This is a genomic window from Mesorhizobium sp. Arg314 (assembly GCF_053714275.1).
In genome coordinates this window covers 152,255-176,955 of the sequence record NZ_JBSKBP010000013.1, presented here as the reverse complement: position 1 = coordinate 176,955, position 24,701 = coordinate 152,255, and the positions used below count along the sequence as shown (strand labels likewise).

Here is a 24,701-nt window from a genome sequence, read left to right as displayed (position 1 = left end):
CTTAAAGCGCGTCGCCTGAATCCGTTTCAGCGCGACGCGCTTTAGGGTGATCAGGGTTCGAGTGCCGCTTCCACCAGCCGCTTGGCGTCAGGGCTCGACCATTCGGCCGGGCCGTTCATATGCGCGATCAGGCAGCCTTCCGCGTCGATCAGCATGGTCACGGGGAGTCCGAGTGCCAGCCCGCGCGTCTTGGCCTCGTTGAACAGGGCAATCGTCGGATCCCGGTAATAGGCGAGCGTCTCGACGCCGATGTCCTTGAGGAATTTCTTCGGCTTCGTATCGTCGCCGGTGTCGACATTGACCGCAATAACCTCGAAGGCATTGCTGCCCTTTTCCTTCTGCAGCGCATCGAGTGCCGGCATTTCCGCGCGGCACGGCGCGCACCAGGTCGCCCACAGATTGAGCAGCACCGTTTTGCCGGCGTGGTCGGCAATCGTCATCGGCTTGCCGTCGGGGCCGTTGAAGGCCAGGCTCTTCAGCGATTGCGGCGGATCGGCCGGCTGCAGCGCCGCGACCTGGCCGACGGCTTTCGCGGCGACCTGCTTGGCGCGTCCAGCCTTGGCCGTGCAGGCGGCATCGTCCTTGCCGGCGACCGCGGCGACCTTCCCCGCAGCATTGTTGCCAGAACCGCTCTCGCTGACATATACCGCGACCGCGCCGGCCAGCACGCCCGCCACCAGGGCGGCGAGGATGAGGCGCGTAGCCGGAAAAAAGAACCTATTGCCGTCTGCCATTTCAATACTGCTCCGGAGCACGGGTTATAGCGATGAGCGACAAGAAGGCCAGCAACCAGATGTGGGGCGGACGTTTTGCCTCGGGTCCGGCCGCAATCATGGAAGCGATCAACGCCTCGATCGGCTTCGACCGCAAACTCTATGCACAGGACATAGGCGGATCGATCGCCCATAGCGAGATGTTGGCTGAAACGGGCATTATTTCGGCAGCCGATCAAGAAAAAATCGCTCACGGGCTGAACACGATTCTGAAAGAGATCGAGGCCGGCAAGTTCGAATTCTCGACCAAGCTGGAAGACATCCACATGAATGTCGAGGCGCGGCTTGCCGACCTGATCGGCCCGGCGGCGGGACGCCTGCACACCGCCCGCTCGCGCAACGACCAGGTGGCGGTCGATCTCAGGCTCTGGGTCAAGGAGGAATGTCAGCGCGTCGCCCGAGCATTGAAGGACCTGATCGCCGCATTCGTCGAACGCGCCGAGGAGCATGCCGCAACCGTCATGCCCGGCTTCACCCATATGCAGGCCGCGCAGCCGGTGACCTTCGGCCACCACTGCATGGCCTATGTCGAGATGTTCGGCCGCGACCTGTCGCGCGTCCACGATGCCATCGGGCGCATGGATGAAAGTCCGCTGGGCGCGGCCGCCCTTGCCGGCACCAGCTTCGGCATCGACCGCCATATGACGGCGAAGGCGCTCGGTTTCCGCGAGCCGACGCGCAATTCGCTGGACAGCGTTTCGGACCGCGACTTCGCGCTCGAATTCCTGAGCCTCGCCGCGATCTGCGCGACGCATCTGTCCAGGCTCGCCGAGGAGATCATCATCTGGTCGACGCCGCAATTCGGCTTCATCCGCCTGTCGGACTCGTTCTCCACCGGCTCCTCGATCATGCCGCAGAAGAAGAACCCGGACGCCGCAGAGCTGGTGCGTGGCAAGACCGGACGCGTCAACGGCCATCTCGTCGGCCTGTTGACGGTGATGAAGGGCATGCCACTGACCTATGGCAAGGACATGCAGGAAGACAAGGAAGCGGTCTTCGACGCCGCCGAGACGCTTGACCTGATGCTGGCGGCGACGACCGGCATGGTGCGCGACATGACCGTCAACGCCGCCGCCATGAAGAAGGCTGCCGGCGCCGGTCACGCCACCGCGACCGACCTTGCCGACTGGCTGGTGCGCAATCTCGGTCTTCCGTTCCGCGAAGCCCATCATGTCACTGGCCGCGCCGTGGCGCTCGCCGAGGAAAAGAAGGTCGGGCTGGAGAAGCTCTCGCTGGAGGATCTGCATTCGATCCATCCCGGCATCACCGACGACATCTTCTCGGTGCTTGCCGTGCAGAATTCGGTGAAGAGCCGCACAAGCTTCGGCGGCACCGCGCCGTCGGAAGTTCGAAAGCAGATCCGCTACTGGAAAAAGCGGCTCGCCAAGGCTTAATGCATGTCGCCCAGAAGTGTGCAGCGGTTCTGGGACAACGACATGCATCAAAACAATTGCCGGGATGCAATGCGCCGAAAACTCGGCTAAAAGCGCAGCACGCAAAACAGTTTCGAACGGATGGATCGATGACCCGTAGCAGGATTTTGGTGACGCTCGCGCTGCTGGCGGCGGTTGTCACCGTCACGGCCTGCGGCAGGAAGACCGGACTCGACACGCCATACGAGGCGGCGGAGCAGGCGCGCAAGGATGCAGAACGTGCCAAGCAGCCGGTGCCGCCCGAGCCGGAGAAACCGGTCAAGGACAGGAAGTTCATCCTCGATCCTCTGCTTTGATCTTTTCCGGAACCAATCCTCGTGAACCATTTCGATTACCGCGACGGCGCGCTCCATGCCGAGGATGTCGCGATCCCCGATATCGCAGCCGAGGTCGGCACGCCGTTCTATTGCTATTCGACGGCGACGTTGACCCGGCATTTCCGTGTCTTCAAGGAGGCTTTCTCCGGCCTCGACGCGATGGTTTGCTACGCCATGAAGGCGAACTCCAACCAGGCCGTGCTGAGGACGCTGGCCAAGCAAGGCGCAGGCGCCGACGTGGTCTCGGAAGGCGAACTGCGCCGCGCCTTGGCCGCCGGCATCCCGGCCAACAGGATCCTGTTTTCCGGCGTCGGCAAGACCGCGCGCGAGATGGACTTCGCGCTTTCCGCCGGCATTCTCTGCTTCAACGTCGAATCCGAGCCGGAGCTGGAATTGCTGTCGGCGCGTGCCGTGGCGCTCGGCAAGGTGGCGCCTGTCTCGCTGCGCATCAATCCGGATGTCGACGCCAGGACGCATAAGAAGATCTCGACCGGCAAGGCCGAGAACAAGTTCGGCATTCCATGGCAGCGGGCACGGCAGGTCTATGCCCGCGCGGCTGAATTGCCTGGGATCAAGGTGACCGGCATCGACACCCATATCGGCAGCCAGATCACCGAGTTGCAGCCTTTCGACGACGCCTTCGCGCTGCTCGTCGAACTGGTCGGGGCGCTACGCGCCGACGGGCATGCGATCGAGCATGTCGATCTCGGCGGCGGCCTCGGCATTCCTTACCGCGTCGACAACAACCCGCCGCCGCTGCCCGACGCCTATGCCGGGATCGTCAGGAAGCACGTCACCAAGCTCGGTCTCAAGGTGATGTTCGAGCCTGGCCGCCTGATCGTCGGCAATGCCGGCATCCTGGTGTCGCAGGTCATCTATGTGAAGGAAGGCGACGCGAAGAACTTCCTCGTCGTCGACGCCGCCATGAACGACCTGATCCGGCCGACGCTCTATGACGCTTTCCACGACATCAGGCCGGTGGTGCAGCAGCCGTCCTCCACGCCGCGCATGAAGGTGGATGTCGTCGGCCCGGTCTGCGAGACCGGCGACTTCATCGGCCTCGACCGCGACCTGCCGAAGCTGAAGGCCGGCGACCTGATCGCAATTTCCACCGCCGGCGCCTACGGCGCGGTGCAGGCCGGCACCTACAACACCAGGCTTCTGGTGCCGGAGGTGCTGGTCGACGGCGACCGCTTCCATGTCGTGCGGCCGCGCCAAACCTATGAGGACCTGATCGGGCTCGATTCGATCCCCGACTGGCTGAAGTAGCGTTTTCCGCCTGGCTAGATTTTCTGCTGGATCAGCGCCTTGGCTTCGGCGATCCGGCCCTCGTCGCGGCGATAGAATATCCATTGCTTGGTGCGCTTGGTGCTGAGCAGACCGGCCTGGGTCAGCACGCGCATATGCTCGCTGAGCGTTGCCTGGGTGATGCCGAGCTTCTCGGCGATCAGCAGCGCGCACACACCGTCCTCGACCAGGTCGCCATCGGCCTGGCGCGGAAAATGCGCGCGCGGATCCTTGAGCCAGTCGAGGATCTGCAGCCTGCGTTCATTGGCGATCGCCTTGAAGATGTCGACCTCTTGCATTTAGCCATTTTGCTAAGTTACTAATTGAAGTCAATCCCGCGAGGAGCAGGTCATGTTGAACACCAGAACGATCACGCGTGAACGCATCGCCGCTGTCGAACCGCGCATCCGCCAATATGTGCGCCACACGCCGGTCATGCGCGTCGACATGGCGGACTTCGGCCGTCCCGCCTTCGCGGTCGATCTCAAGCTCGAATGCCTGCAGCATTCCGGCTCCTTCAAGGCGCGCGGCGCCTTCACCAACCTGCTCGAGCGCCAGGTGCCCGAGGCCGGCGTGGTCGCCGCGTCCGGCGGCAATCACGGTGCCGCCGTCGCTTACGCCGCCATGAAGCTCGGGCACAAGGCCACCATCTTCGTGCCCGAGGTCAGCCCGCCGGCGAAGCTCGCTCGCATTCGCGGCTATGGCGCGGAACTGGTGGTCGGCGGCGCGCGCTATGCCGAAGCGCTGGCCGCCAGCGAGGATTTCGCTGCCAGGACCGGCGCCCTGCAGATCCATGCCTTCAACCAGGAAGAAACGCTGCTCGGCCAGGGCACGCTGGGCTTGGAGATCGAGGCCGACTTGCCCGAAATCGACACGCTACTGGTCGCGGTCGGCGGCGGCGGCCTGATCGGCGGCATCGCCGCCTGGTTCTCGGGACGCATCCGCATCGTCGCCATCGAGCCGGAGGGTGCGCCGACGCTTTACCGCGCCCTGGAAGCCGGTCAGCCGGTCGATGCGCCCGCCGAAGGCATTGCCGCCGATTCGCTGGCGCCGAAGCGCGTCGGCGAAATGATGTTCCCGATCGCCGAGGCCTTCGTCGAGCGCTCGATCCTGGTCAGCGACGACGACATCGTCGCGGCGCAGAAGGCGCTGTGGGACCGCGTGCGAATCATCGCCGAGCCGGGCGGTGCGGCTGCCTTCGCCGCCATGCTTTCCGGGCGCTATGTGCCCGCGGACGGCGAGCGCGTGTCGGTCCTGGTCTGCGGTTCCAACACGAATCCCGTCAATTTCTGATCATAACGCGGCCAAACCGCTTCACGTTTTTGGAACCCGCCTCGCCTTTGCCGTGTTTGCTGGTATCCTTCTGGCGATAACGTCCGGGTTGTGCCCGGGCAGGAAGGGCCGATGACGCAACGACCCATTTCCAGCGGCGAACGCGGCCTGGCCTTGCGCCTGGCGCTGAGCCGGTTGGCGACGCGGGCCTCGATGGTCTTCGAGCGCGGCTGGCCGCTCGTGCTGCCGCTGCTGGCCGTCGTCAGCCTGTTCCTCAGCTTTTCGTGGTTCGGCCTGCTCCCGCGCCTGCCGGACGCGGCGCGCATCGGCCTCCTGGTCCTGTTCGCGCTGGCGGCGATCGCGGCGCTCTATCCGCTTCGCTTCTTCCGCATGCCTTCGGCCGCCGAGGTCGACAGGCGCATCGAGGCGGCGAACGCATTGTTGCACAGCCCGGTGCAGGTGCAGACCGACCGGCCGATCGGCGCCGAGAGCATCTTTTCGCAAGCCTTGTGGCGCGAGCACCAGAAACGGATGGCCGAGCGGCTTTCGAGCCTCGGCGCCGACCGGCCGCGCAGCAGCGTGCCGGACTACGACCGCTTGGGCCTGCGCGCCGTGGTGGCGCTGCTGTTCGTCACCGCTCTTGCCTTCTCCTTCGGCCCCTTCGGCGGCAGGGTCGGCGACGGTTTCGTCGCCCGCGCCGCGCGCGATACCGTGCCGCCGCGCATCGACGCCTGGGTGACGCCGCCCGCCTATACCGGCAAGGCGCCCCTGTTCCTGACCGCCGATGCCAACCAGGCGGTCCAGACCTTCTCTGTTCCGCAAGGCAGCGACGTTTCGCTGCGTGTCACAGGCGGTTCCGGCGAGGAAACGCTGAGCTATGCCGATGCCGGCGGCAATACCCGCGCCATCGAGCCCGCGGCACCGAAGGGGCCTGCGGCCCCCGCCAGCCAGGCCGTGCCCAAAGTGCGCCAGTTCTCCGGCAAGCTGAACACGAACGGCACGCTGACGCTGAAATCCGCTGAAAGCGATCTCGGCCACTGGGCCTTTGCCGTCATTCCCGACAAGCCGCCGACGATCCGCTTCGTCGGCGAGCCGAAGCGCGCCGTCAACGGCGCCATCGAGCTCAACTACGAGATCGACGACGACTACGGCGCCGCCGCGGCCAAGGCCGTTTTTGAGCTGTCGGCTCCGCCGGCGGCCAAAGCGCATCCGCTCTACGGCCCGCCCGACATGCCGTTGACGCTGCCGCGCCGCGGCGGCAAGACGAACGCGGCCAAGACGACCAAGGACCTGACCGAGCATGTCTGGACCGGCAGCAACATCAAGCTGACGCTGAGCGTCACCGACGATGCCGGCCACACCGCGACCAGCGACACCAGGACGCTTGTGATGCCGGAGCGGCCCTTCGCCAACCCGCTGGCCCGCGCGGTGATCGAACAGCGCCGGCTGCTGGCGCTCGACGCCAATGCCAAGCCGCGCGTTCTCGACCTGGTCGACGCGATCACGCTGCGTCCCGCGGACACGTTCGACAATATGTCGAACTACCTCGCCATCATGAGCGCCAGGAGCCGGCTGAAGCTTTCCGAGAGCGACGACCAGCTGCGCAACGTGGTATCCTATCTCTGGGAGATCGCGCTCGGCATCGAGGAAGGCAATCTGTCGGCCGCCGAGCGGCGGCTGCGCCAGGCGCAGCAGGCGTTGCAGGACGCCATCAAGAACGGCGCCAGCGATCAGGAGATCGAAAAGGCGATGAAGGAACTGCGCGAGGCAATGAACCAGTTCCTGCAGGAATTCGCCCAGCGCGCGCAGCAGAACCCGAACGCGCCGCAGATGCAGCAGAACGGCCGCGAGCTGCGCCAAAGCGATATCGACCGCATGATGGACCAGATCGAGAATCTGGCCAAATCGGGTGATCGCGACAAGGCCCAGCAGCTCCTTTCCGAACTGCAGGACATGATGAACAACCTGCAGGCCGGCCGTCAGCAGCAAGGCGGCGAGCAGGACAGCGAGATGCGCCAGCAGATGGACAAGCTCGGCGATATCATGCGCCGCCAGCAGGAGATGATGAACGACACCTTCCGCCTGGACCAGATGCAGCGCGGGCAGCGTGGCCAGCAGCAGCAGCTTGGCGAGGATGGCGAACAGGGCCAGTCCGACGACCAGCAGCAGCGGCCCGGCCCCGGCCAGGACCGCGATCCGCTGGGACGGCCGAAAATGTCGCCGAAGGACCTGGCCGACGCGCTGAAGCAGCTGCAGGAAGGCCAGGGCCAGCTGCAGAGCGAGCTCGATCAGTTGAAGAAAGGCCTCGAAGGCATGGGCATGGAGCCCAATGAGGGCTTCGGCGAGGCCGGCAAATCGATGGGCGATGCCGAACAATCGCTTGGCCAAGGCGACGGCGACCAGGCTGTCGGCCACCAGGGCCGCGCGCTGGAGGCGCTGCGCCGCGGCGCCAAGGACATGATGAAGCAGATGCAGGCCATGCAGGGCGACCAGGGCGGCAGCGAGCAGGGCGGGCGCCAGCAGGACGCCGACCGTGATCCGCTGGGACGGCCGCGCGCCACCAACGGCCCGGATGACGGCACTTCTGTCAAGGTCCCCGACGAGATCGACGTGCAGCGCGCCCGCCAGATCCTCGACGCGATCCGCAAGCGGCTCGGCAACGCGCTGAGCCCTGATATTGAGCGCAGCTATCTCGAAAGGCTGCTGGAACTGAAATAAGCTCGCCCGGTGCAATTCCAGGAAAAGTGTGAAGCGCTTTTTTCGTCCGGAATTGCGTGAGCCACTCAAACCATCCCGGATTGCCGTCGCCGCCATGCCGAAACTTGGAACCGTCACCCCGATCCTGCGCATGTTCGACATCGCCAAGGCGCGCGAATTCTATCTCGACTTCCTCGGCTTCGAAGTGCGCTTCGAACACCGTTTCGACGACAACGCGCCGCTTTATATGGGCATCGTGCGCGACGGCTGCGAACTGCATCTGAGCGAGCATCATGGCGATGGCTCGCCCGGCGCCAATGTCCGCATCGAGATCGAGGACATCGGCACATTCCATCGCGAATTGATTGGCAAGAAATACCGCTTCGCTAGGCCCGGGCTTGACAGGACACCATGGGAGACCCGCGAGGTATCGGTCGCCGATCCGTTCGGCAACCGGCTGCACTTCTATGAAGCAGCGCCGGCCAGCGCCTGATCGACGTCCTATTTGTTGCCGTCGAGCATTCCTGCCGCCTTGGCCATCTCGTATTCCCTTTGCGTGTAGCGCTGGAAGGCCGGGCGGGCGGCAAGACGGTCCAAATAGGTGCGGAACACCGGCTGGTCGGGTAGCACGCGCAGGATATTGGTGGCGAAATGGATGCCGCTGCCGATCTGTGTGTCGGCCGCGGTAAAATGCTCGCCGGCGATATAGGGTCGTGCCGACAGTGTTCTTTCGAGATTGCCCACCATCTCGGAGAAAGATCCGTAGGAATAGCCGCGGCCCATGAACTCGTTGCCATGTGCCTTCGCCGCTATCACCGGATCAAGGACGGAATCCGAATAAACCAGCCATGTCAGATAGGCGGCTCGTGCGGGGTCGCCGGTCGCCGGCGCGAGACCGGCATCGGCGAAGGTGTCGGCGAGATATATGGTAATCGCGGCGCGCTCGGTGACGATGGTGCCGTCATGGTCGATGGCAGGCACCTTCTTGTTTGGTTGGATCGCCCGATAAGCTTCTGGGACGCCCTCCTGCGCCCGAATATCGATCCGGGAGAATTTGAACGGTACGCCGAGTTCCTCAAGCAACCAATGGACGCCGGAGGCGCGGGACCATGGATTGTGGTAGAAGGTGATCATCCGGTTCGGCTCCGCTTGGGCTGGACAGTTCTACCGGATTGTTCCCGACAGCTTTCTGTCAGGGACATGGCAACAGGCAGAAACTCCGGAACGTCACGGCGGCCAACCCACCGCGGTCATTTGCCTTGCCTGAAGGCCTCGCGGATGGCGTTCTCCATACCATCGATCGCTTCGCCGGTCGCCAACGGATTGCGGTGCAGCACGACATTTGAGGAATCGATGTCGCCGAAACCGTCGGCAACCGTCAACTCGCGGCAGTCATCCGGGATGTTGCTGCGCGAGATCGGCGCGATGGCCAGGCCGGAAGTGACAGCGAGCGTCAGGCCGCCATTGGTGTCGCTGGTGTAGGCGACGCGGTAGCCGAGGCCGCGCTGTTGCAGCGACTTGATGGCGAAGTCGCGGCACCAGCCGTTGCGGCTGTAAAGCGCGATCGGCACCGGCCGTTCCTCATGCATGTGGTGCAGCATCGATGTCACCCAGACCGTCGGGTCATGCATCAACACCTCGCCGCCGGAGAACCCTTCCCATTCGAACACCACGGCGAGATCGAGTTCGCCGGCCGCAAGCGCCCTCACCTGCGAATCCGAATGCGCGTAGCGCACCGTGACCTCGACGCGCGGATGGCGCTTGGCGAATTCGCCCAGCGCCCGCGACAGGATCGAACGGCCATATTCGGCCGGGATGCCGATGCGCACCAGCCCACCGAGCGGCGGCGCCACCAGCGAGGCCGCCGTCTCGTCGAGCAGCGAGACGATTCGGCGCGCGTTCGAGATCAATTCGCTGCCGCGGCGGGTTAACGCCACGCCGCGCGAGCCGCGCTCGAACAGATTGTCGCCGACCATGTCCTCCAGCTTCTTCATCTGCATGGACACGGCCGATTGCGTGCGCCCGGCTTTCTCCGCCGCGCGTGTGAAATTGCCGGTTTCGGCCACCGCCACGAAGGTGCGCAGAAGGTCGCTGTCGAGCACGGGCTTCATCGATTTTCGCCATAAGAAAATTTGATTGCTGGCATCATTCCAATTCGTTTGCAACATGTCAAACGCCGCAGGATAGTCGCGACACCCATTGGATATGCGGTTGCGAAATCGGCCGCGGACCAATCGAAGAGTCCTCATTCGTACCCGCTGCCTGAAAATGGTAGCGGGTTCTTTTTAGGAGCATGATCCCGAAAAGTGGGAACCGGTTTTCGGAAAAGATCATGCTACGATAAAGAGTTAGATCAGGATGGCGGTTTAACGAAACGTCCTGATCTGGGAGCAATTCCAGGAAAACTGCTTGGCGGATTTCCGTCCGGAATTGCGTGAAATGAATAAGCCGACGGCTCGCGGGGGGCCGAAACTGATGCAGAACCGGATGGTGCTAGGCATTCTGAGCCTCTGTCTCGGCGTGCTGGTTTTTTCGCTGCAGGATCCGCTGGTGAAGGCGGTGTCGGGCGGTTATCCGGTGACCGAGGTGATGGCGATCCGCGCCATTGTCGCGCTACCGATCCTGATCGTCATCGTCCAGGCCGATGTCGGCCTGAAGGCCGTGCTGTCGAAGCGCTTCGGCATGCTGACGCTGCGCGCCTTCATCCAGTTCTCGTCCTACACGGTCTACTATCTGGCGATCGCCGCCTTGCCGCTGGCCGACGCCGTGGCGCTCTATTTCATGGCGCCGCTGTTCATCATGGCGATGGCCGGCCCCTATCTCGGCGAGCGCGTCTCGTGGAAAACGCTGGCGACGGTGCTGATCGGACTGGTCGGCGTGCTCGTGATGGTGCGTCCAGGCGCCGGCGTGTTCGACTGGGCAGCACTCCTGTCGCTGGGCTCGGCCTTCCTCTACGGCTTTTCGCAGTTGATGGCGCGCCGGATCGGCGACACCGAATCATCGACGGTGATGGCCTTCTACCAGAACGGCGCCTATCTCAGCGGCGCCATTGCCGTTGCAACCCTCTTTCACCTCGCCGGCATCACCCATGCGGTGCATCCGAGCGTTGAATTCCTGGTAAGGCCATGGGTGTGGCCGACAATGCCGGATCTCCTGAAAATGGCCGCCTGCGGCTTCGTCGCTTCCGCCGGCATGATCCTGTTGTCGCAGGCCTACCGCATGGCACCGGCCAACCGCGTCGCCACGTTCGAATATACCGGCATCCTGTGGTCGCCGCTGTGGGGCTTCCTGTTCTTCGCCGAGGTGCCGCGTGAAACGACCGTGCTGGGCGCGGCGCTGATCATCGGTGCAGGCCTGCTTGCGCTCAACGGCGAACGCCGGCGAAGTGCGGCACCGGCAGTCGCAGCGACCGGCGATGCCGTTTAGAGCAATCACCCAAAAGAAGGCCCCGGACAATGCCGCGGCCGGAAGCTGCCATTTAGCGGATCAGAACTTGTAGCTCACACCAACACGGACTGCATGGTCCCGGACCTTCATAGTTTCGATCACACCCGGGAAGAGTGGCGCCAGACTTCCATCGGCGGTCCCGAAATCCGTGTAGCGATACTCAACACGCGCCTGCCATTTGTCAGCGAATGCGTATTCCAATCCGGCACCGATGGTCCAACCGGTTTTGGTCTTCGTCCACGACTGCAAAGCCCCAGGGGCCGGTCCACCCTCAAAGCGGAAATTGCCAACGGCGACGCCGCCGGTAACGTATGGTAGGAAGCGATCAAAGGCGTAGCCGACTCTGACACGCGCCGAGCCCTGCCAGCGCAGATCGGCGCTTCCGGCGCTCAGGCCGCCGAAGGGGTTGTTGAAGCTGTCTTTGACATTGGCGTATTCGATGTCGCCTTCGACACCAACGACAAGCGGCGAGTCAAATTGGTGGTTGTATCCAACATACAGACCCCCCACGAAACCGCTCGGGGTAAAGGTCCCGCTTGGACAGGACCGCTGAAACTATAGCCCGTCCTCGCCCACTCATAGCCGGCTTGAGCGCCAATATAGAGCCCGGTCCAGTTATAGGTAGATGCTACCGGCTCCTGGGTTACAACGTCAGCAGCGAAAGCGCCGCCTGTAGCGGCAATGAAAGCTGCTGTTGCGAGCAGAATCGATTTCATGGCGGCCCCTTGATCTGGACTAGCGTATAGGAGCAACGCCTTGATGGGAACATCCATCAAGCCGGGCCCCTAGGCGATTTCAATGCCTTGTTGCCACGGAGCAACAACGAGGTGTTCGCTCACCCATCCGGCCAAAAGCAACTCGGCCGAGGCAGTCTCAGGCGAAACAGCTTAACGCCCGGCCGACGCGGGCGCGGATCTCTGCGAGCGTGAACGGCTTCTGCACGACATCGAGGATGATGCCGTCGAGTTCCTCGGCGCGTTCGCGCTGGTCGGCGTAGCCGGTCATCAGCATGATCTTCATCGTCGGGAACTCTCTCGCCGCCGCTGTCGCCATCTCGATGCCGTCCATTTCCGGCATGCGGATGTCGGACACCACCAGATCGAAGCTGCCAAACGCTTGCCGGATCAGGTCCAGCCCATGGGCGCCGTCAGTGGCGATGGTGACGCTATGGCCGTCGCGCTCGAGCGCTCGGGCAGCGAGGGTGCGGACGGACTCATCGTCCTCGACGATCAGAAGCTTTGCCATGCCGAAATAAATGCCGCCGAAACCTTGATGTTTTCTGAAAATTCTAACGATCGGCGGCTTTTCGAACTGCGCCTCTTCAGGCGTCGCCCTTCACCACCCCGACAAACGGCAGTTCGCGGAACGCATGGGCGACGTCCATGCCGTAGCCGACGACGAAATAGTCCGGGCAGTCGAAGCCGACATAGTCGGCGTTGAGCGCGGTCTGGCGGCGCATCCGCTTGTCGAGCAGGACGGCAATGGCGCAGCTCCTGGCGCCGCGCGAAAGCATCAGGTCGCGGGTGTAGGAAAGCGTCTTGCCGGATTCCAGTATGTCGTCGATCAAAAGCACGTCGCGGCCGGCGACCTCGTTGTCGATGTCGCGCAGCACCCTGACCTCGCCGCTCGTGGTGCCGGCGCCGTAGCTCGAGATGAAGATGAATTCGACTTCCGGCGACAGGCCGACATCATGCATGGCGCGGATGAGATCGGCTGCGAAGACGAACGAGCCCTTGAGGATCGAGATCACCAGCAGGTCGTGGTAGTCCCGCCCGGCGATCTCCTTGGCCAGTTCGAGATTGCGGCGCGCGATCGCCGACGCCGAAAACAGGACCTCGATGTCCTTGCCGCGTACAACTGGCATGCTTTTTGTCCTTCAAAATCGGCTGCAACGCCGGAAGGTGAGGTGTGTTGAGATTCAGGTCAGGCCGCGTCGAGAACGATGGCTTCCGAGAACCGGAGCGGAGCGTACTTGAAGTACGTGAGCACCGGAAGCGCAGGAAACCGTCGTTCGTAGGCCGGCCTCACCTGAAGATCGACACACCTAGCCGGCGAAGATTACGGAGACGGTCTTCACGCCGTTTCTAGGCACATCGAGGCGGCTGGAAAAGCCGAATCTTTCGCCGGGCGCCAGCGAGCGGTTGGATGTCCCCAGCCTGTAGCGGATGATATTGCTGTCATTGTCGGTGACACGGATCTCGAGCGGCGGCAACGCCTCCGACCTCATCCCGTCATTGGCTGCCTCGCCGTCGACGAACAGCACCGGCTTCAGGCCCGACGCATCGATGCGCGACGTCACGCCGGAAATGGTGAGCGCGCTCGCCTGCGCGTCGGCCACCCGGAACGGACCCTGCCTGACCAGCGCGTGACCGCCCGACACCCAGAAGGAGACCAGCGCTATGCCAATGCCGGCGATCCAGAACATCGGGCCGCCACGCGAGGGCGGCGACGGCGCGGCCTCCGGTTTGCGCAGCATGCCCATGCCTTCGATCGATGGCGTCGAGGGGATCAGCGGCGGCGACGCCGGTTCCGGGTGAGCGGCAAAACGCGGCAGCACCACATAGTCGGCATCGACGATGTCGGCCGCATCGAACATGACGCGCTCCGGCGCGGCATGTGTTGCCGTGCCGGTCATGATTTCGCCGGAAACAGGGCGCGCGGTTCTCTCGTCAGCCATAACGGCACCAGTGCAGTCTTCGTTTCTTTTGCGTAAACGGAATTGGTTAACGCTTCCCCACCGGAATGGCTTTGATGCACGCTGAACTTTGCAAAATTAACCGCCGGTTAACCATGCCGGCCGATGGTCTGTTAGAGTAGATTGTGGCGCGTCGCCGCCGAAAGTTCCAGGTCGCCGAACGTGATCCGCTTCGAAAATGTAGGCCTCCGCTATGGCATGGGTCCGGAGATCCTCCGCGATATTTCCCTGCACATTCCGGAGCGCTCCTTTCAGTTCCTGAGCGGCCCCTCGGGCGCCGGCAAGACGACCTTGCTGCGCCTGCTGTTCATGTCGCTGAAACCGACGCGCGGCCTCATCACCATCTTCGGCAAGGACCGCTCGCGCATTTCGCGCAGCGAACTACCGCTGCTGCGCCGCCGCATCGGCGTGGTGTTCCAGGATTTCCGCCTGCTCGACCACATGACGACCTACGAGAATGTCGCGCTGCCCTTGCGCGTGCGCGGGCGTGAGGAAGCGGGCTACCGCACCGACGTCACCGAGCTCTTGAAATGGGTCGGCCTCGGCGACCGCATGCATGTGCTGCCACCGGTGCTGTCGGGTGGCGAGAAACAGCGCGCCGCTATCGCCCGTGCCTTGATCGAACAGCCGGAGATCCTGCTCGCCGACGAGCCGACCGGCAATGTGGACCCGCCGCTGGCGCGCCGGCTGCTCAGGCTCTTTATCGAGCTCAACCGGCTGGGCACCGCTGTAGTGATCGCCACCCACGACCTTGGCCTGATGGAGCAGGTCGATGCGCGCCGCATGATTCTGGCCGGCGGAAGGTTGGACGTCTATGACTGACTTTCCGGCCGATCACCTTCAGGACGAAACCGCCGAGACGACGACGGTCCGGCGTGTCCAGCGCAAGACGGCGCCGATCGTGCCGGCGCAGAACATCGCCGGACGGGCGCTGGTGCTGGTCATCGCCATCATGACCTTCCTGTCCTGCCTCACCTTCGGCGCGGTGACGCTGGTGCGCGACACGGCATCCGTCTGGGAAAACCAGATCTCGCGCGAGGCGACGATCCAGATCAAGCCGGCCGACGGCCTCGACATGGAGGCGGCGCTCACCCAGGCCTCGCAGATCGCCGGCGAATTTCCCGGCGTCAAGGGCACCAAGATCATCGACCGCGATGCGACGGCGCGCCTTCTGGAGCCGTGGCTGGGCAGCGGCCTCAACATCGACGAGCTGCCGGTGCCGCGCCTCATCATCGTCACCATCGACGAGGCCAGCCCACCGGACTTTGCCGCCATGCGCGCCGCGATCACGCCCAAGATCCCAACCGCGGCACTCGACGATCACCGCACCTGGGTCGACCGGCTGGTCGCCATGGCGCACACGACGGTGACGATCGGCATCGCCGTTCTGGTGCTGATGCTGTCGGCAACGGTGCTGACAGTGGTGTTCGCTACGCGCGGCGCCATGGCCGGCAATGGCCATATCATCGAGGTGCTGCATTTCGTCGGCGCCGAGGCGCGCTTCATCGCGCGCGAATTCCGCTGGCATTTCCTGGTCACCGGCATGAAGGGCGCGGCCGCCGGCGGCGCTTTGGCGATCGTCGTCTTCATCGTCTTTTCCTGGTGGTCGTCGCGCAACATGGCGACGCCGCAGGCCGACCAGGCGACCGCTCTGTTCGGCAATTTCGCCATCGGCTCGGCAGGCTATTTCGGCGTCGGCCTGATGGTGCTGGTGATCGGCGTGCTGACCGCGGCAACCTCGCACGCGACCGTCGTCGCCTATCTCAGCGACATCGACGTTCGCCAGCCGGAGGGTTGACCCATGGGTTCCAACCGAAAGTCAGCGCAAGGCGTTATATACAAACAAGACGACGATCACACATTGGGCATCTGCCGTAACGCAAAGTGCGGCCGTCTTACCTATCAAAGGCCGCATTTCAGAGTTAACCATGGGATGTTTTCAGGATTAACCTGGGGATGATGGACGCGCGGGACTCGATCGGGACAGTTGGACGGATGCCGACGGTGCATGCGCATGCCGCCGTTTCCGCCAAGCTTGGCCGCCTGAGGTTCGCCTTGCGCGTCTGCGGATTCACCGTTCTCGCCATCCTGATGCTTTTTGCCGGCGGCTTCGGGTGGTTTGCCGACAAGGTCAGCCATATGACGACCCCGCTCAACCCGGCCAGGGCCGACGCCATCATCGTGCTCACTGGCGGCCAGTCGCGCCTCGACGCGGCGATGGATCTTTTGGCGTCCGGCAAAGGCGAACGGTTGCTGATCAGCGGCGTCCATCCGTCGGCTACCAAACGCCAGTTGCAGGCGGCAATGGGCGGCGACAAGCAGCTCTTCACCTGCTGCGTCGATATCGATCATGCCGCGCTCGACACCATCGGCAATGCCGAGGAAAGCGCCAAATGGGTGGAGAACCACGCCTATGGCAGCATCATCATCGTCACCAACAATTACCACATGCCGCGCAGCCTGCTCGAAATGGGTCGCCTGCTGCATGGCGCGCGGCTCGAGCCCTATCCCGTGGTCAACACCAATCTCGGCAATGGCGGCTGGCTGACCAAGCCGGAGGCGCTGCGCGTGCTGCTTACCGAATACAGCAAATATGTGCTGTCGCTGGCGCGCGGCTTCCTGCCGCTTCGCACGGCGCCCGAAGGCATGACGCTCGCCGAAGCCTCGGCGGTGTCTAAAAACTAATGCATGTCGCCCAGAAGTGTGCAGCGGTTCTGGGAAAACGACATGCATCAAAGCAAAGACTTTTAAGCTTCGCTCGGCGCGCTGTTGCGCAGGCGCGCGATCTCCTGCTCCAGACCGGCGATGCGCCGGTCGCGCTCGGCGAGGGCGGTGGCGACATCCGCCGCCTCGAAGCGCTGCGGGATGTGCTGCGGGCAATTGGCATCCCAGGCGGAGACCGTGAACAGAATCGTCTGATCCGGCCGCGCCTTGTAGCCCGGCGGCATCAGCCTTGCCGTCAAATCCGGGTCATTTTCGACGATGCGCGCCCTGCCCCAGATCTTGATGCGCTGCCTAAGCATGTAATCGATCAGGAACAGGAAGGCCCGGTCGTTGTCCTGGAGGTTGCCTTGGGTGATGAACTGCCTGTTCCCGGAAAAATCGGCAAAGCCGATCGTGTGCTCGTCCAACACCTTGAGGAAGCCGGCCGGCCCGCCGCGATGCTGGAGGTAAGGCTGGCCTTCGGCGTTGGCCGTCGCCAGGAACACGCTGGTCTGTGCTTCGACGAAGGCTGCGAGGTCCGGCGTGATCGTCGCCCGCCAGCCGCCGCGCTGTTCGACGCGCGCATAGGAGTCGCGTGACCCCTTGCGGGACTGGATCGCCTTGACCGAGGGGGTGAAGGCGACATCGCTGGTGAAGGCATCCATATCAATGTCCTCCAGGGCCGGGGCCTGAAAGCAACAGCGTCAGGCCAGGTCGAATCAGGCGGCCTGACGGGCTTGTACGACCGGGAAGTCGACCTCCGTATCCGCAACCTTGTTGATGTAGTTTGTCCAGACGTTGAGAGCGACATGCTGCACGATCTCGATGATCTGCGCGTCGTCGTAGCCGACGCGCCTCACCGCCTCGAGGTCAGCCTCGCCGACATGGCCACGCTCGCGCGCGACCTTGGCAGCGAAATGGACGGCCGCTGCCGCCATGCTGTCGTTGGAACGACCTTCCCGGTTGGCAGCCATCTCCGCATCGTCGAGGCCGGCTAGATTCTTACCCAGATAGGTGTGGGCGGAAAGACAATAGGTGCACTCATTGATTTCCGCGACAGCCAGCGCGATGCGCTCTCGGGTCGGCGCAGGCAGTCGGCCTTTGGATAGTGCCGCCGACATTCCAAGATAACCCTCCAACGCCGCCGGGCTGTTGGAGATCAACCTGAAGAGATTTGGCGCGACGCCGAGTTGTTTCTCGACAGCCCTGAGCATCGGCTGCGAGGGGCCGGGTGCGGCAGAGATGGTCTCGGGCGTGGGGATACGAGGCATGTGAACTCCTGTCGGGTCGATGACGACAGGAAAATGAATCCTTCCAAATTGAAATGGTAGATGGCATAATTGCAATCTATCCTTGCGATTTATGGAAAGATCGATGGACCGCCTCGACGCCATGTCGCTGTTGGTCGCCACCGTGGAGGCCGGCAGCCTTTCCGCTGCCGCGCGGCGCGTAGGGGTGCCGCTGGCGACCGTCAGCCGCAAGCTCTCCGAACTGGAGAAGCATTTGAAGACGCGCCTGCTCAACCGCTCGACGCGGCGCCTGACACTGACCGATGCCGGCCAGTCCTATCTGGATGCCTGCCGCCGTATCCTCGACGAGGTGAGCGAAGCCGAGCGCATCGCGGCCGGCGAATATTCGAGCCCGACCGGCGAACTGGTCGTCACGGCGCCGGTTGTCTTCGGCCGCCTGCATTTGCTGCCCGTGATCACCGACTTTCTCGCCGTCTATCCGCAGGTGGATATCCGCCTGAGCTTGTCGGACCGGATCACCCAACTGATCGAGGAGCGTATCGATCTGGCCGTGCGCATCGGCGAGTTGCCGGATTCGGCCATGGTCGCGATCCGCGTCGGCTCGATCCGACGCATCGTCTGTGCAAGTCCTGCCTATCTCGCCGGGCACGGCACGCCTGCTGAACCGCGGGGCCTCGCCGGCCACAACTGCATCACCTTCGAAGGGCTTGCCGCTCCCGCCGCATGGAGTTTCGTCACCGGCAAGAGCGAGGCCACGGTCCCGGTCCGCTCACGCCTTCAGGTCAACGCCGCCGAGGCGGCGATCGATGCCGCGATTGCCGGGCTCGGCCTGACGAAAGTGCTCTCTTACCAGGCCGATGCCGCGGTGCGCGCCGGCGCGCTGCGCGTGGTGCTGGAACCATTCGAACCGCCGCCCTGGCCGGTCAGCCTCGTTCATGCCGGCCAGGGCCGGTTGCCGGTGAAGCTGCGCGCCTTCCTCGATTTCGCCGCGCCGCGCCTGAAGGAACGGCTGGCGCGGTCGCTTTAAAAGCAATTTCCAGGAAAAGTGTGAAGCGGTTAGGTTCGGCGACCTCGCCGTAACCTCCGTCCGGAACTGCGCCAAAACAAGAGAGGGAGCGGCGGCATTCGACCACGGCGCCGTTTCCTTTTTGCCGCCGCTTGGTGTAACCAACGCACACTTCCTCACCGGGCCCCTTGCATGCTCATCATCCGCTCGCTGGCGTTCAACTTCGTCTTCTATCTCAGCCTCATCGTCCAGATGATTTTCTGGACGCCCTTTTATTTCCTGTCGCCGCGCCACCGCGCCTGGTTCGTGCCGAAATTCTGGTCGCGCACCTCGATGTGGCTCTACGACAAGATCGCCGCCACGAAGAGCGAAATCACAGGTGTCGAGAACCTGCCGGAAGGGTCCTTCATCCTGGCGCCGAAGCACCAGTCCTTTTGGGACGCGATCGCTTTCTTCCCCTATCTCGACGACGCGCTCTACATCCTGAAGCGCGAACTGACCTGGATCCCCTTCTTCGGCTGGTACATCTTGAAGATGCGCATGATCCCGGTCGACCGCGGCAGCCGCTCGAAAGCGCTCAAGGCGGTCGTCACCGCGACCAGGCAGGAGATGGATCGCAACCCGCGCCAGCTCATCATCTATCCCGAAGGCACGCGCCGCCCGCCGGGCGCCGAGCCGTCCTACAAATACGGCATTGTCGAGCTCTATACGCAGCTCGGCGTTCCGGTCGTGCCGGTCGCCCATGTCGCCGGCCTCTACTGGCCGCGCCGCAAGTTCCTGCGCTATCCGGGCACCGTCAAGGCCCGCTTCCTGCCCGCTATCCCGCCGGGCCTCGGCAAGGAGGAATTCATGCAGCGGCTGATCGGCGACACCGAAGCCGCCTGCGACCAGATGCTCGTCGAGGCAGCGCAGGCGCCGAACCCGCCGCCCATGCCGCCGACGGCGGTGAAGCGGCTGGCGGAGCTCGGCGTAACCGCAAAAACCTGATCGGCTATCGCAACGCCGCCAGCACGGTGGTCATCACCAGCGTTGCGGCGAAGGCCAGGTTGATGATCCGCGATGCCAGCGGATTGCGCAGGAAACGCGCGAAAGCCGTTCCGGCGAGCAGCCACACCAAGTGGATGGCGACGATCATCGTGGCAAGCACCAGCAGCCTGATGGAAACGCCTAATGTATCGGCCTGCGACGCGGCGCCGGCGAAAACGGCGGTGATCGCCACATAGGCCTTCGGGTTGGCGACGGCGAGCATGAAGCCGCCGAGAAAAACAGGCTTCGTCGCCGTGCTCTCGAGTTCGGCCAGTGGCGGCGCGGTCGCGATCTTGAAAGCGAGATAAAGGATGTAGGCCGCCGAGGCGATCGCAAGCAACGGCGCCAGTCCCGGCACCGAGGCCAGCATGCCGAAAACACCGGCCGCCACCACCAGAAGCACGGCGATCGTGCCGAGCACCACGCCCGAAGCATAGCCCAGCGAAGGCCGCAGGCCGAAAGCCGCGCCGACCGCGGTCACGCTGATGGTCGCGGGCCCCGGGCTGCCCATGACGACAGTCGCCGCCAGGACCAGCGCCAGCAATTGCTGCCAGGGCTGCGCCTCGCCCGGAACGCCACCAGCCATGCCGAACCCTCCACCTGCCGCGATGCGGAAAGGATTTACGAGGATTTTGTCATGGCCGTCTTGGACGATCGTGCGCGCACCGGTGTCAGGCGCTGGCCCGATCCAACGCTCCGATATCGTCGGCCGCTAGCTTGAGCGACGCGGCGCGGATCAGACTGTCCATCTGGGCCGGCGTCGTGGCGCTGGCGATCGGCGCGGTGACGCCTGGACGCGCGATGATCCAGGCCAGCGCCGCTTCCGCCTGCTTGGCCGAATGGCGCTCTGCCACGGCATCGAGCGCGGAAAGAATGCGCATGCCGCGCTCGTTGAGATAGCCCGCCACGCCCTCGCCGCGCGCGCTTTGCCCGAGATCGGCCTTGCTGCGGTATTTGCCGCTCAGGAATCCCTTGGCCAGGCTGGAATAGGTGATGACGCCGATATCCTCGGCCTTGCAAAGGTCGAGCAGCGGCCCGTCGAGCGAGGAACGATCGTACAAATTGTATTCAGGCTGCAGAACCTCGTAACGCGGCAGGCTGCGCAGGCTGGCGACGTCGAGCGCGGCGCGCAGCTGGCCGGCATCGAGATTGGAGCAGCCGGGATAGCGAATCTTGCCCTTTTCGAGCAGGCGCTGATAGGCGCCGAGCGTTTCCTCGTAAGGCGTGGCAGGATCCGGCCAGTGCGACAGGTAGAGGTCGATGACGTCGATTTGCAGCCGCCTCAGTGAAGCGTCGACCGCCTTTTCGATATAGGCGGCGGAGAGGTCGCGCTTGCCCTGGCCCATGTCCGAACCGACCTTGGTGATGATCACAACCTTGTCGCGGTTGCCGCGGCTCTTCATCCAGTTGCCGATGATGGTTTCCGATTCGCCGCCCTTGTTGCCGGGAACCCAGCGCGAATAGGCATCGGCCGTATCGATGGCGTTCAAGCCCGCCCCGACGAACCGGTCGAGCAGATCGAAGGAGGCCTTCTCGTCGGCGGTCCAGCCGAAGACGTTGCCGCCCAGAACCAGAGGCGCGATGGAAAGGTCGGTGCGACCGAGACGGCGTTTCTGCAAGACTGATCTCCGTGATGCTGGGACGGGCCTGATGCCCAAGGGATGGGGTTGCGGCTAAGCTAGGTCGTGCCCGGCCGAGGTCAAAGGCATGGTTTTGCTTTTTGATCGGACCAGAGCAATTCCGGCAAAAGTGCGCAGCGGTTAGGCTCGGCGAGGTCGCCGTAGCCTTGCGTCCGGGGTTGCGTAAAAACAAAGAGATAGAGCATTGGAGGCGAAATCATTTTCGCCGGAAATGCGCTTCACGAAGGCGCGACCCGACGGCCCACCTCCTCCAGCCAGTGATCGCGGACGCCGAGCGCCTCGAGGTGATCGAGCGTGCTGAGCACATAGTCCTCGTTCCGGCCGGATTGACCGACGGCGCCGCGAACGACCTTCGCCGCATGACCGGCGTCGAGCGCGCCGGCATATTGCTCATGCTGCCGGTCGACGATGTAGGCGACCGCCTCGACGGAAACGCCGCTGTCCAGCCGGACATCCAGCATGCGTTCGAGATAGACGCTGGTCACCAGTTCGCGTTCGCGCAGATAGGAAAGCACCTCGTCGCGCAAATTGCCGGGAACACGGTAAGCGAGGCCGACGCAGGAGCCGCCCCGATCGAGGCCGAGCACCAGGCCCGGCCGCCCGCGCGTGCCGCGATGCACGAAGGAATAGACGCAAAGCGAGCGGCGGTAGCCGTAAAGCCGGGCGCGGCGTGTCTCGACATGGGCAAATCCGGGCCGCCAGATCAGCGACCCATAGCCAAAAACCCAAAAATCGCCCATATCGCCAAGCCTGATCGCATTCGAGGTGAACGACACCGCACTTTTGAGGTGCTTCTGTCCCCTGCTTGTTTGCGTGGGAATGTCCGCTCGCCGTGTGAGGGGTTAACGAGAGCAGCAGCATGACGTCAAGTGACGAGCGACCGCCCAAACTTCGCCGCCGGCTGTTCTGGCTTGCCGCATTCCTTGTCGTGCTGTTCGCCATCTACAGCGGCGGCTGGTTCTATCTCGCCGGCAGGCTCAAGACCGAAGCCGACCAGGCGGTGGCGAGACTGGGCAGCAAGGGTATCGCGGCCGGCTGCGCCAACCTCGCCGTCAGCGGCTATCCGATGAGCTTCACGGTCTCGTGCGACAACATCGCCTATGAGGACGACACCCGGAAAGTCGCGGCCTCCGCCGGAAACTTCAACGCCGTCGCCGACATCACCGGACCTTTGTCGCCGGTCGCCGACTTGCGCGGGCCGTTGAGGACGATGGCACCCGGAATGCCGCCGCTCTGGATCGACTGGGACCAGCTGCAGGCAAAGGTCAAAGTGTCCTGGCCGCTGCCAAGGAGTGTTTCGCTGCGGGCCGAAGGGCTCTCCGGTCAGACCGACCCGCAGGACGACACGGATCCGATGCAATTGTTCAGCGCCGGCAAGGCGGCCGGCCAATTGCAGCCGATCGGCCAGGATATCAACTATGTCGGCAGCTTCGGCGATCTGGAGATCAATGCGGATGCCATTGGCGGGCGCGTTTTACCGGCATTGGACGGCACCGGCGAGGTGACGCTGAAGAACGGTGTGGCATTGATCGCGGCACCGCCGAAGGGCCTGCGCGGCCAGTCGATCGACATCGCCAAGCTTGACCTGTCGTCCGGGACAGCGCGCATCACCGTGTCCGGCCCCCTCTCCGTCGACGCGGAAGGCCTGATCGACGCAAGTCTGACGATCAAGCTCAAGGACCCCAAGGCCGTGGCAGCCATCCTTGGCGGCGCCATCCCGGAGCACAAGAGCGAGATCGAGCAGGGATTTGCCGGCATCGCCATGCTCGGCAAGGAGCCGTCCCTGCCGCTCAGGATCGTCAAGGGCAAGGCCTCGCTGGGCTTCATCCCGCTCGGCAAGATCAAGCCGTTAGAGTAACGCAGCCATGCCGGAGCCGGTCAGACTGCTCAGCGTCGGCGCCTTCACCCTCGACACGATCCTTCGCGTCGAGACGCTTCCCGCGCATCAAGGCAAGTTCATCGCCAGCGACGGCGTCCAGATCGCCTCCGGCATGGCGACGAGTGCCGCCTGCGCCGCGCATCGCCTCGGCGCCCAGGTCTCGCTATGGGCGAGCGCCGGCGACGATCCGGTCGGCGACCGGCTGATCGCCGACATCGAGGCCGAAGGCGTCGACTGCAGCCTCATCCGCCGCGTCGCCGGCGCGCGATCGGCGCTGGCCGCAATCCTGGTGGATGCACATGGCGAGCGCGTCATCGTCCCCTTCTATGACAAAAAGGCGCAAGCCGATCCCGAGGCGCTGCCGCTCGCCGACCTCTCCGCCTTCGATGCCGTGCTGGTGGATGTCCGCTGGCCGGGCGCCGCGGCACTTGCTCTGAGCGCGGCCAGATCGATCGGCCGTCCGGCGATCCTGGATGCCGACACCGCGCCGGTCGAGGTGCTGGAGCGCCTGTTGCCCTTGGCCTCGCACATCGTCGCGTCCGAACCGGCGGCGCGCATCGTTTGCGGCCACGCGCTCGACCCTGAAAGCGCCTGCACCGATCTTGCCTCGCGCACCGATGCCTTCGTCGCAGTAACCGGCGGCGCGGCCGGGACGTGGTGGCACGACCGGGCGACTGGGCGCGTGCGCCATGTCCAGGCGCCGAAGGTCAAGGCTGTCGACACGCTTGCCGCCGGCGACGTCTTCCATGGCGCCTTCGCCGTCGGCCTCGCCGAGGCAATGCCCATGGAAGAGGCCCTGCGCTTTGCCAGCGCCGCCGCCGCGCTCAAATGCCTGCGGTTCGGCGGCCGCCTCGGCGCGCCGGACAGGGCCGAGACGCTGGCCATGATGGCGGCGCACTGGCCAGCATCCGAACCAGGCTAGGTCCTCGACACAGGGGCTTTGAAAGATTGCAGGCTGTCGGCGGGCAGACTTCACCATCCTTGCCGTGAGATCGGTGCTGACTCTCGGAATTGGCGGAAAGTCTGCCCATCTCGTCATCCTAGGGCGGAGCAAGGAGCGAAGCGACGCGCGCAGACCCTAGGATCCATACCGTGACGCTAAAGCATTTGCAGCGGTTTCAGAATTTTGCGCCGCTGCACCCTATGTCGAACGTCACGGAATGGATTCTCGGGTCAAGCCCGAGAATGACGACCGAGTGGGCGTTTCGGCCAATCTCGAAGAAATACCACCTTCCGCCGCAGACATAGCCGACCGGTCAAAATCCGGTGCGGAAGC

General features: G+C 64.0%; 27 protein-coding genes. 14 read left to right on the top strand and 13 right to left on the bottom strand.

Annotation, left to right across the window (positions count from 1 at the left end; all coding sequences use genetic code 11):
* Window positions 1-50: 50 nt before the first annotated feature.
* Window positions 51-734 (bottom strand): thiol:disulfide interchange protein TlpA, encoded by a 684-nt coding sequence (gene tlpA / locus ACWGS9_RS16655; protein ID WP_454506268.1) that lies wholly within the window; start codon window positions 732-734, stop codon window positions 51-53.
* A 32-nt stretch (window positions 735-766) separates the two neighbouring features.
* On the opposite strand from tlpA, the gene argH reads away from it, so the two are divergent.
* From argH to lysA, 3 genes are all read left to right on the top strand, one after another.
* Window positions 767-2,167, top strand: a complete 1,401-nt coding sequence (argH, locus tag ACWGS9_RS16650; RefSeq protein ID WP_454506267.1) for an argininosuccinate lyase — start codon at window positions 767-769, stop codon at window positions 2,165-2,167.
* Between the two features lie 128 nt (window positions 2,168-2,295).
* Entirely contained in the window at window positions 2,296-2,502 is a 207-nt protein-coding gene (locus tag ACWGS9_RS16645) for a lipoprotein (RefSeq protein WP_095767477.1), read from the top strand.
* Between the two features lie 21 nt (window positions 2,503-2,523).
* Window positions 2,524-3,792 carry a diaminopimelate decarboxylase gene (lysA, locus tag ACWGS9_RS16640; protein WP_454506266.1) on the top strand — a complete coding sequence of 423 codons (1,269 nt, stop codon included), beginning with the start codon at window positions 2,524-2,526 and terminating at the stop codon, window positions 3,790-3,792.
* 14 nt (window positions 3,793-3,806) lie between these two features.
* Here lysA and ACWGS9_RS16635 read toward each other — a convergent pair whose 3' ends face one another.
* Window positions 3,807-4,109 carry an ArsR/SmtB family transcription factor gene (locus tag ACWGS9_RS16635; protein WP_434724182.1) on the bottom strand — a complete coding sequence of 101 codons (303 nt, stop codon included), beginning with the start codon at window positions 4,107-4,109 and terminating at the stop codon, window positions 3,807-3,809.
* 52 nt (window positions 4,110-4,161) lie between these two features.
* Between ACWGS9_RS16635 and ACWGS9_RS16630 the strand changes: the two genes are divergently transcribed.
* The 3 genes from ACWGS9_RS16630 to ACWGS9_RS16620 all read left to right on the top strand — a co-directional run bounded on the left by ACWGS9_RS16630 (window position 4,162) and on the right by ACWGS9_RS16620 (window position 8,272).
* On the top strand, window positions 4,162-5,103 hold the full coding sequence (locus tag ACWGS9_RS16630; protein ID WP_454506265.1) for a threonine/serine dehydratase: 942 nt from the start codon (window positions 4,162-4,164) through the stop codon (window positions 5,101-5,103).
* A 111-nt stretch (window positions 5,104-5,214) separates the two neighbouring features.
* Entirely contained in the window at window positions 5,215-7,800 is a 2,586-nt protein-coding gene (locus ACWGS9_RS16625) for a TIGR02302 family protein (RefSeq protein WP_454506264.1), read from the top strand.
* 94 nt (window positions 7,801-7,894) lie between these two features.
* Window positions 7,895-8,272: a glyoxalase superfamily protein gene (locus ACWGS9_RS16620; RefSeq protein ID WP_454506288.1), complete on the top strand. Its 378-nt coding sequence runs from the start codon at window positions 7,895-7,897 to the stop codon at window positions 8,270-8,272.
* 8 nt (window positions 8,273-8,280) lie between these two features.
* On the opposite strand, the gene ACWGS9_RS16615 is transcribed toward ACWGS9_RS16620, so the two are convergent.
* Both ACWGS9_RS16615 and ACWGS9_RS16610 read right to left on the bottom strand, forming a co-directional pair.
* Window positions 8,281-8,913: a glutathione S-transferase family protein gene (locus ACWGS9_RS16615; RefSeq protein WP_454506263.1), complete on the bottom strand. Its 633-nt coding sequence runs from the start codon at window positions 8,911-8,913 to the stop codon at window positions 8,281-8,283.
* Between the two features lie 116 nt (window positions 8,914-9,029).
* Window positions 9,030-9,890 (bottom strand): LysR family transcriptional regulator, encoded by an 861-nt coding sequence (locus tag ACWGS9_RS16610; RefSeq protein WP_454506262.1) that lies wholly within the window; start codon window positions 9,888-9,890, stop codon window positions 9,030-9,032.
* Between the two features lie 364 nt (window positions 9,891-10,254).
* Here ACWGS9_RS16610 and ACWGS9_RS16605 point away from each other — a divergent pair, with 364 nt between their 5' ends.
* Window positions 10,255-11,205, top strand: a complete 951-nt coding sequence (locus ACWGS9_RS16605; RefSeq protein WP_454506287.1) for a DMT family transporter — start codon at window positions 10,255-10,257, stop codon at window positions 11,203-11,205.
* A gap of 60 nt (window positions 11,206-11,265) precedes the next feature.
* On the opposite strand, the gene ACWGS9_RS16600 is transcribed toward ACWGS9_RS16605, so the two are convergent.
* The 4 genes from ACWGS9_RS16600 to ACWGS9_RS16585 form a co-directional block, all read right to left on the bottom strand.
* Entirely contained in the window at window positions 11,266-11,736 is a 471-nt protein-coding gene (locus tag ACWGS9_RS16600) for an outer membrane protein (protein WP_454506261.1), read from the bottom strand.
* A gap of 363 nt (window positions 11,737-12,099) precedes the next feature.
* On the bottom strand, window positions 12,100-12,471 hold the full coding sequence (locus ACWGS9_RS16595) for a response regulator (RefSeq protein WP_454506260.1): 372 nt from the start codon (window positions 12,469-12,471) through the stop codon (window positions 12,100-12,102).
* A gap of 76 nt (window positions 12,472-12,547) precedes the next feature.
* Window positions 12,548-13,090: a hypoxanthine phosphoribosyltransferase gene (gene hpt / locus ACWGS9_RS16590; RefSeq protein ID WP_042643821.1), complete on the bottom strand. Its 543-nt coding sequence runs from the start codon at window positions 13,088-13,090 to the stop codon at window positions 12,548-12,550.
* A gap of 180 nt (window positions 13,091-13,270) precedes the next feature.
* On the bottom strand, window positions 13,271-13,903 hold the full coding sequence (locus ACWGS9_RS16585) for a hypothetical protein (RefSeq protein ID WP_454506259.1): 633 nt from the start codon (window positions 13,901-13,903) through the stop codon (window positions 13,271-13,273).
* 180 nt (window positions 13,904-14,083) lie between these two features.
* Between ACWGS9_RS16585 and ftsE the strand changes: the two genes are divergently transcribed.
* From ftsE to ACWGS9_RS16570, 3 genes are all read left to right on the top strand, one after another.
* The gene (gene ftsE, locus ACWGS9_RS16580) at window positions 14,084-14,743 is read left to right on the top strand and encodes a cell division ATP-binding protein FtsE (RefSeq protein ID WP_095816884.1); all 660 of its coding nucleotides are present in this window, start codon (window positions 14,084-14,086) and stop codon (window positions 14,741-14,743) included.
* Window positions 14,736-15,719, top strand: a complete 984-nt coding sequence (locus tag ACWGS9_RS16575; protein WP_454506258.1) for a cell division protein FtsX — start codon at window positions 14,736-14,738, stop codon at window positions 15,717-15,719. Before ftsE ends, ACWGS9_RS16575 begins: the two co-directional genes overlap by 8 nt.
* Before the next feature lie 197 nt (window positions 15,720-15,916).
* Entirely contained in the window at window positions 15,917-16,606 is a 690-nt protein-coding gene (locus tag ACWGS9_RS16570) for a YdcF family protein (protein WP_454506257.1), read from the top strand.
* A 62-nt stretch (window positions 16,607-16,668) separates the two neighbouring features.
* Here ACWGS9_RS16570 and ACWGS9_RS16565 read toward each other — a convergent pair whose 3' ends face one another.
* Together ACWGS9_RS16565 and ACWGS9_RS16560 are read right to left on the bottom strand one after the other, a co-directional pair.
* On the bottom strand, window positions 16,669-17,289 hold the full coding sequence (locus ACWGS9_RS16565; protein ID WP_454506256.1) for a pyridoxamine 5'-phosphate oxidase family protein: 621 nt from the start codon (window positions 17,287-17,289) through the stop codon (window positions 16,669-16,671).
* 54 nt (window positions 17,290-17,343) lie between these two features.
* A complete protein-coding gene (locus tag ACWGS9_RS16560) occupies window positions 17,344-17,895 on the bottom strand; it encodes a carboxymuconolactone decarboxylase family protein (protein ID WP_454506255.1) in 552 nt (183 codons plus the stop codon).
* Between the two features lie 103 nt (window positions 17,896-17,998).
* Here ACWGS9_RS16560 and ACWGS9_RS16555 point away from each other — a divergent pair, with 103 nt between their 5' ends.
* Complete coding sequence (locus ACWGS9_RS16555) at window positions 17,999-18,901, top strand: LysR family transcriptional regulator (protein WP_454506254.1); 903 nt, start codon at window positions 17,999-18,001, stop codon at window positions 18,899-18,901.
* A 171-nt stretch (window positions 18,902-19,072) separates the two neighbouring features.
* Window positions 19,073-19,867, top strand: a complete 795-nt coding sequence (locus ACWGS9_RS16550) for a lysophospholipid acyltransferase family protein (RefSeq protein WP_320216595.1) — start codon at window positions 19,073-19,075, stop codon at window positions 19,865-19,867.
* Between the two features lie 4 nt (window positions 19,868-19,871).
* On the opposite strand, the gene ACWGS9_RS16545 is transcribed toward ACWGS9_RS16550, so the two are convergent.
* From ACWGS9_RS16545 to ACWGS9_RS16535, 3 genes are all read right to left on the bottom strand, one after another.
* Window positions 19,872-20,492 carry a LysE family translocator gene (locus ACWGS9_RS16545; protein ID WP_454506253.1) on the bottom strand — a complete coding sequence of 207 codons (621 nt, stop codon included), beginning with the start codon at window positions 20,490-20,492 and terminating at the stop codon, window positions 19,872-19,874.
* 85 nt (window positions 20,493-20,577) lie between these two features.
* Window positions 20,578-21,525, bottom strand: a complete 948-nt coding sequence (locus tag ACWGS9_RS16540; protein WP_454506252.1) for an aldo/keto reductase — start codon at window positions 21,523-21,525, stop codon at window positions 20,578-20,580.
* Between the two features lie 239 nt (window positions 21,526-21,764).
* Window positions 21,765-22,286, bottom strand: a complete 522-nt coding sequence (locus ACWGS9_RS16535) for a gamma-glutamylcyclotransferase (protein ID WP_454506286.1) — start codon at window positions 22,284-22,286, stop codon at window positions 21,765-21,767.
* 119 nt (window positions 22,287-22,405) lie between these two features.
* On the opposite strand from ACWGS9_RS16535, the gene ACWGS9_RS16530 reads away from it, so the two are divergent.
* Window positions 22,406-23,404: a DUF2125 domain-containing protein gene (locus tag ACWGS9_RS16530; protein ID WP_454506251.1), complete on the top strand. Its 999-nt coding sequence runs from the start codon at window positions 22,406-22,408 to the stop codon at window positions 23,402-23,404.
* Window positions 23,405-23,411: 7 nt separating this feature from the next.
* Entirely contained in the window at window positions 23,412-24,347 is a 936-nt protein-coding gene (locus tag ACWGS9_RS16525) for a sugar kinase (protein WP_454506250.1), read from the top strand.
* The last annotated feature ends 354 nt before the right edge of the window (window positions 24,348-24,701 follow it).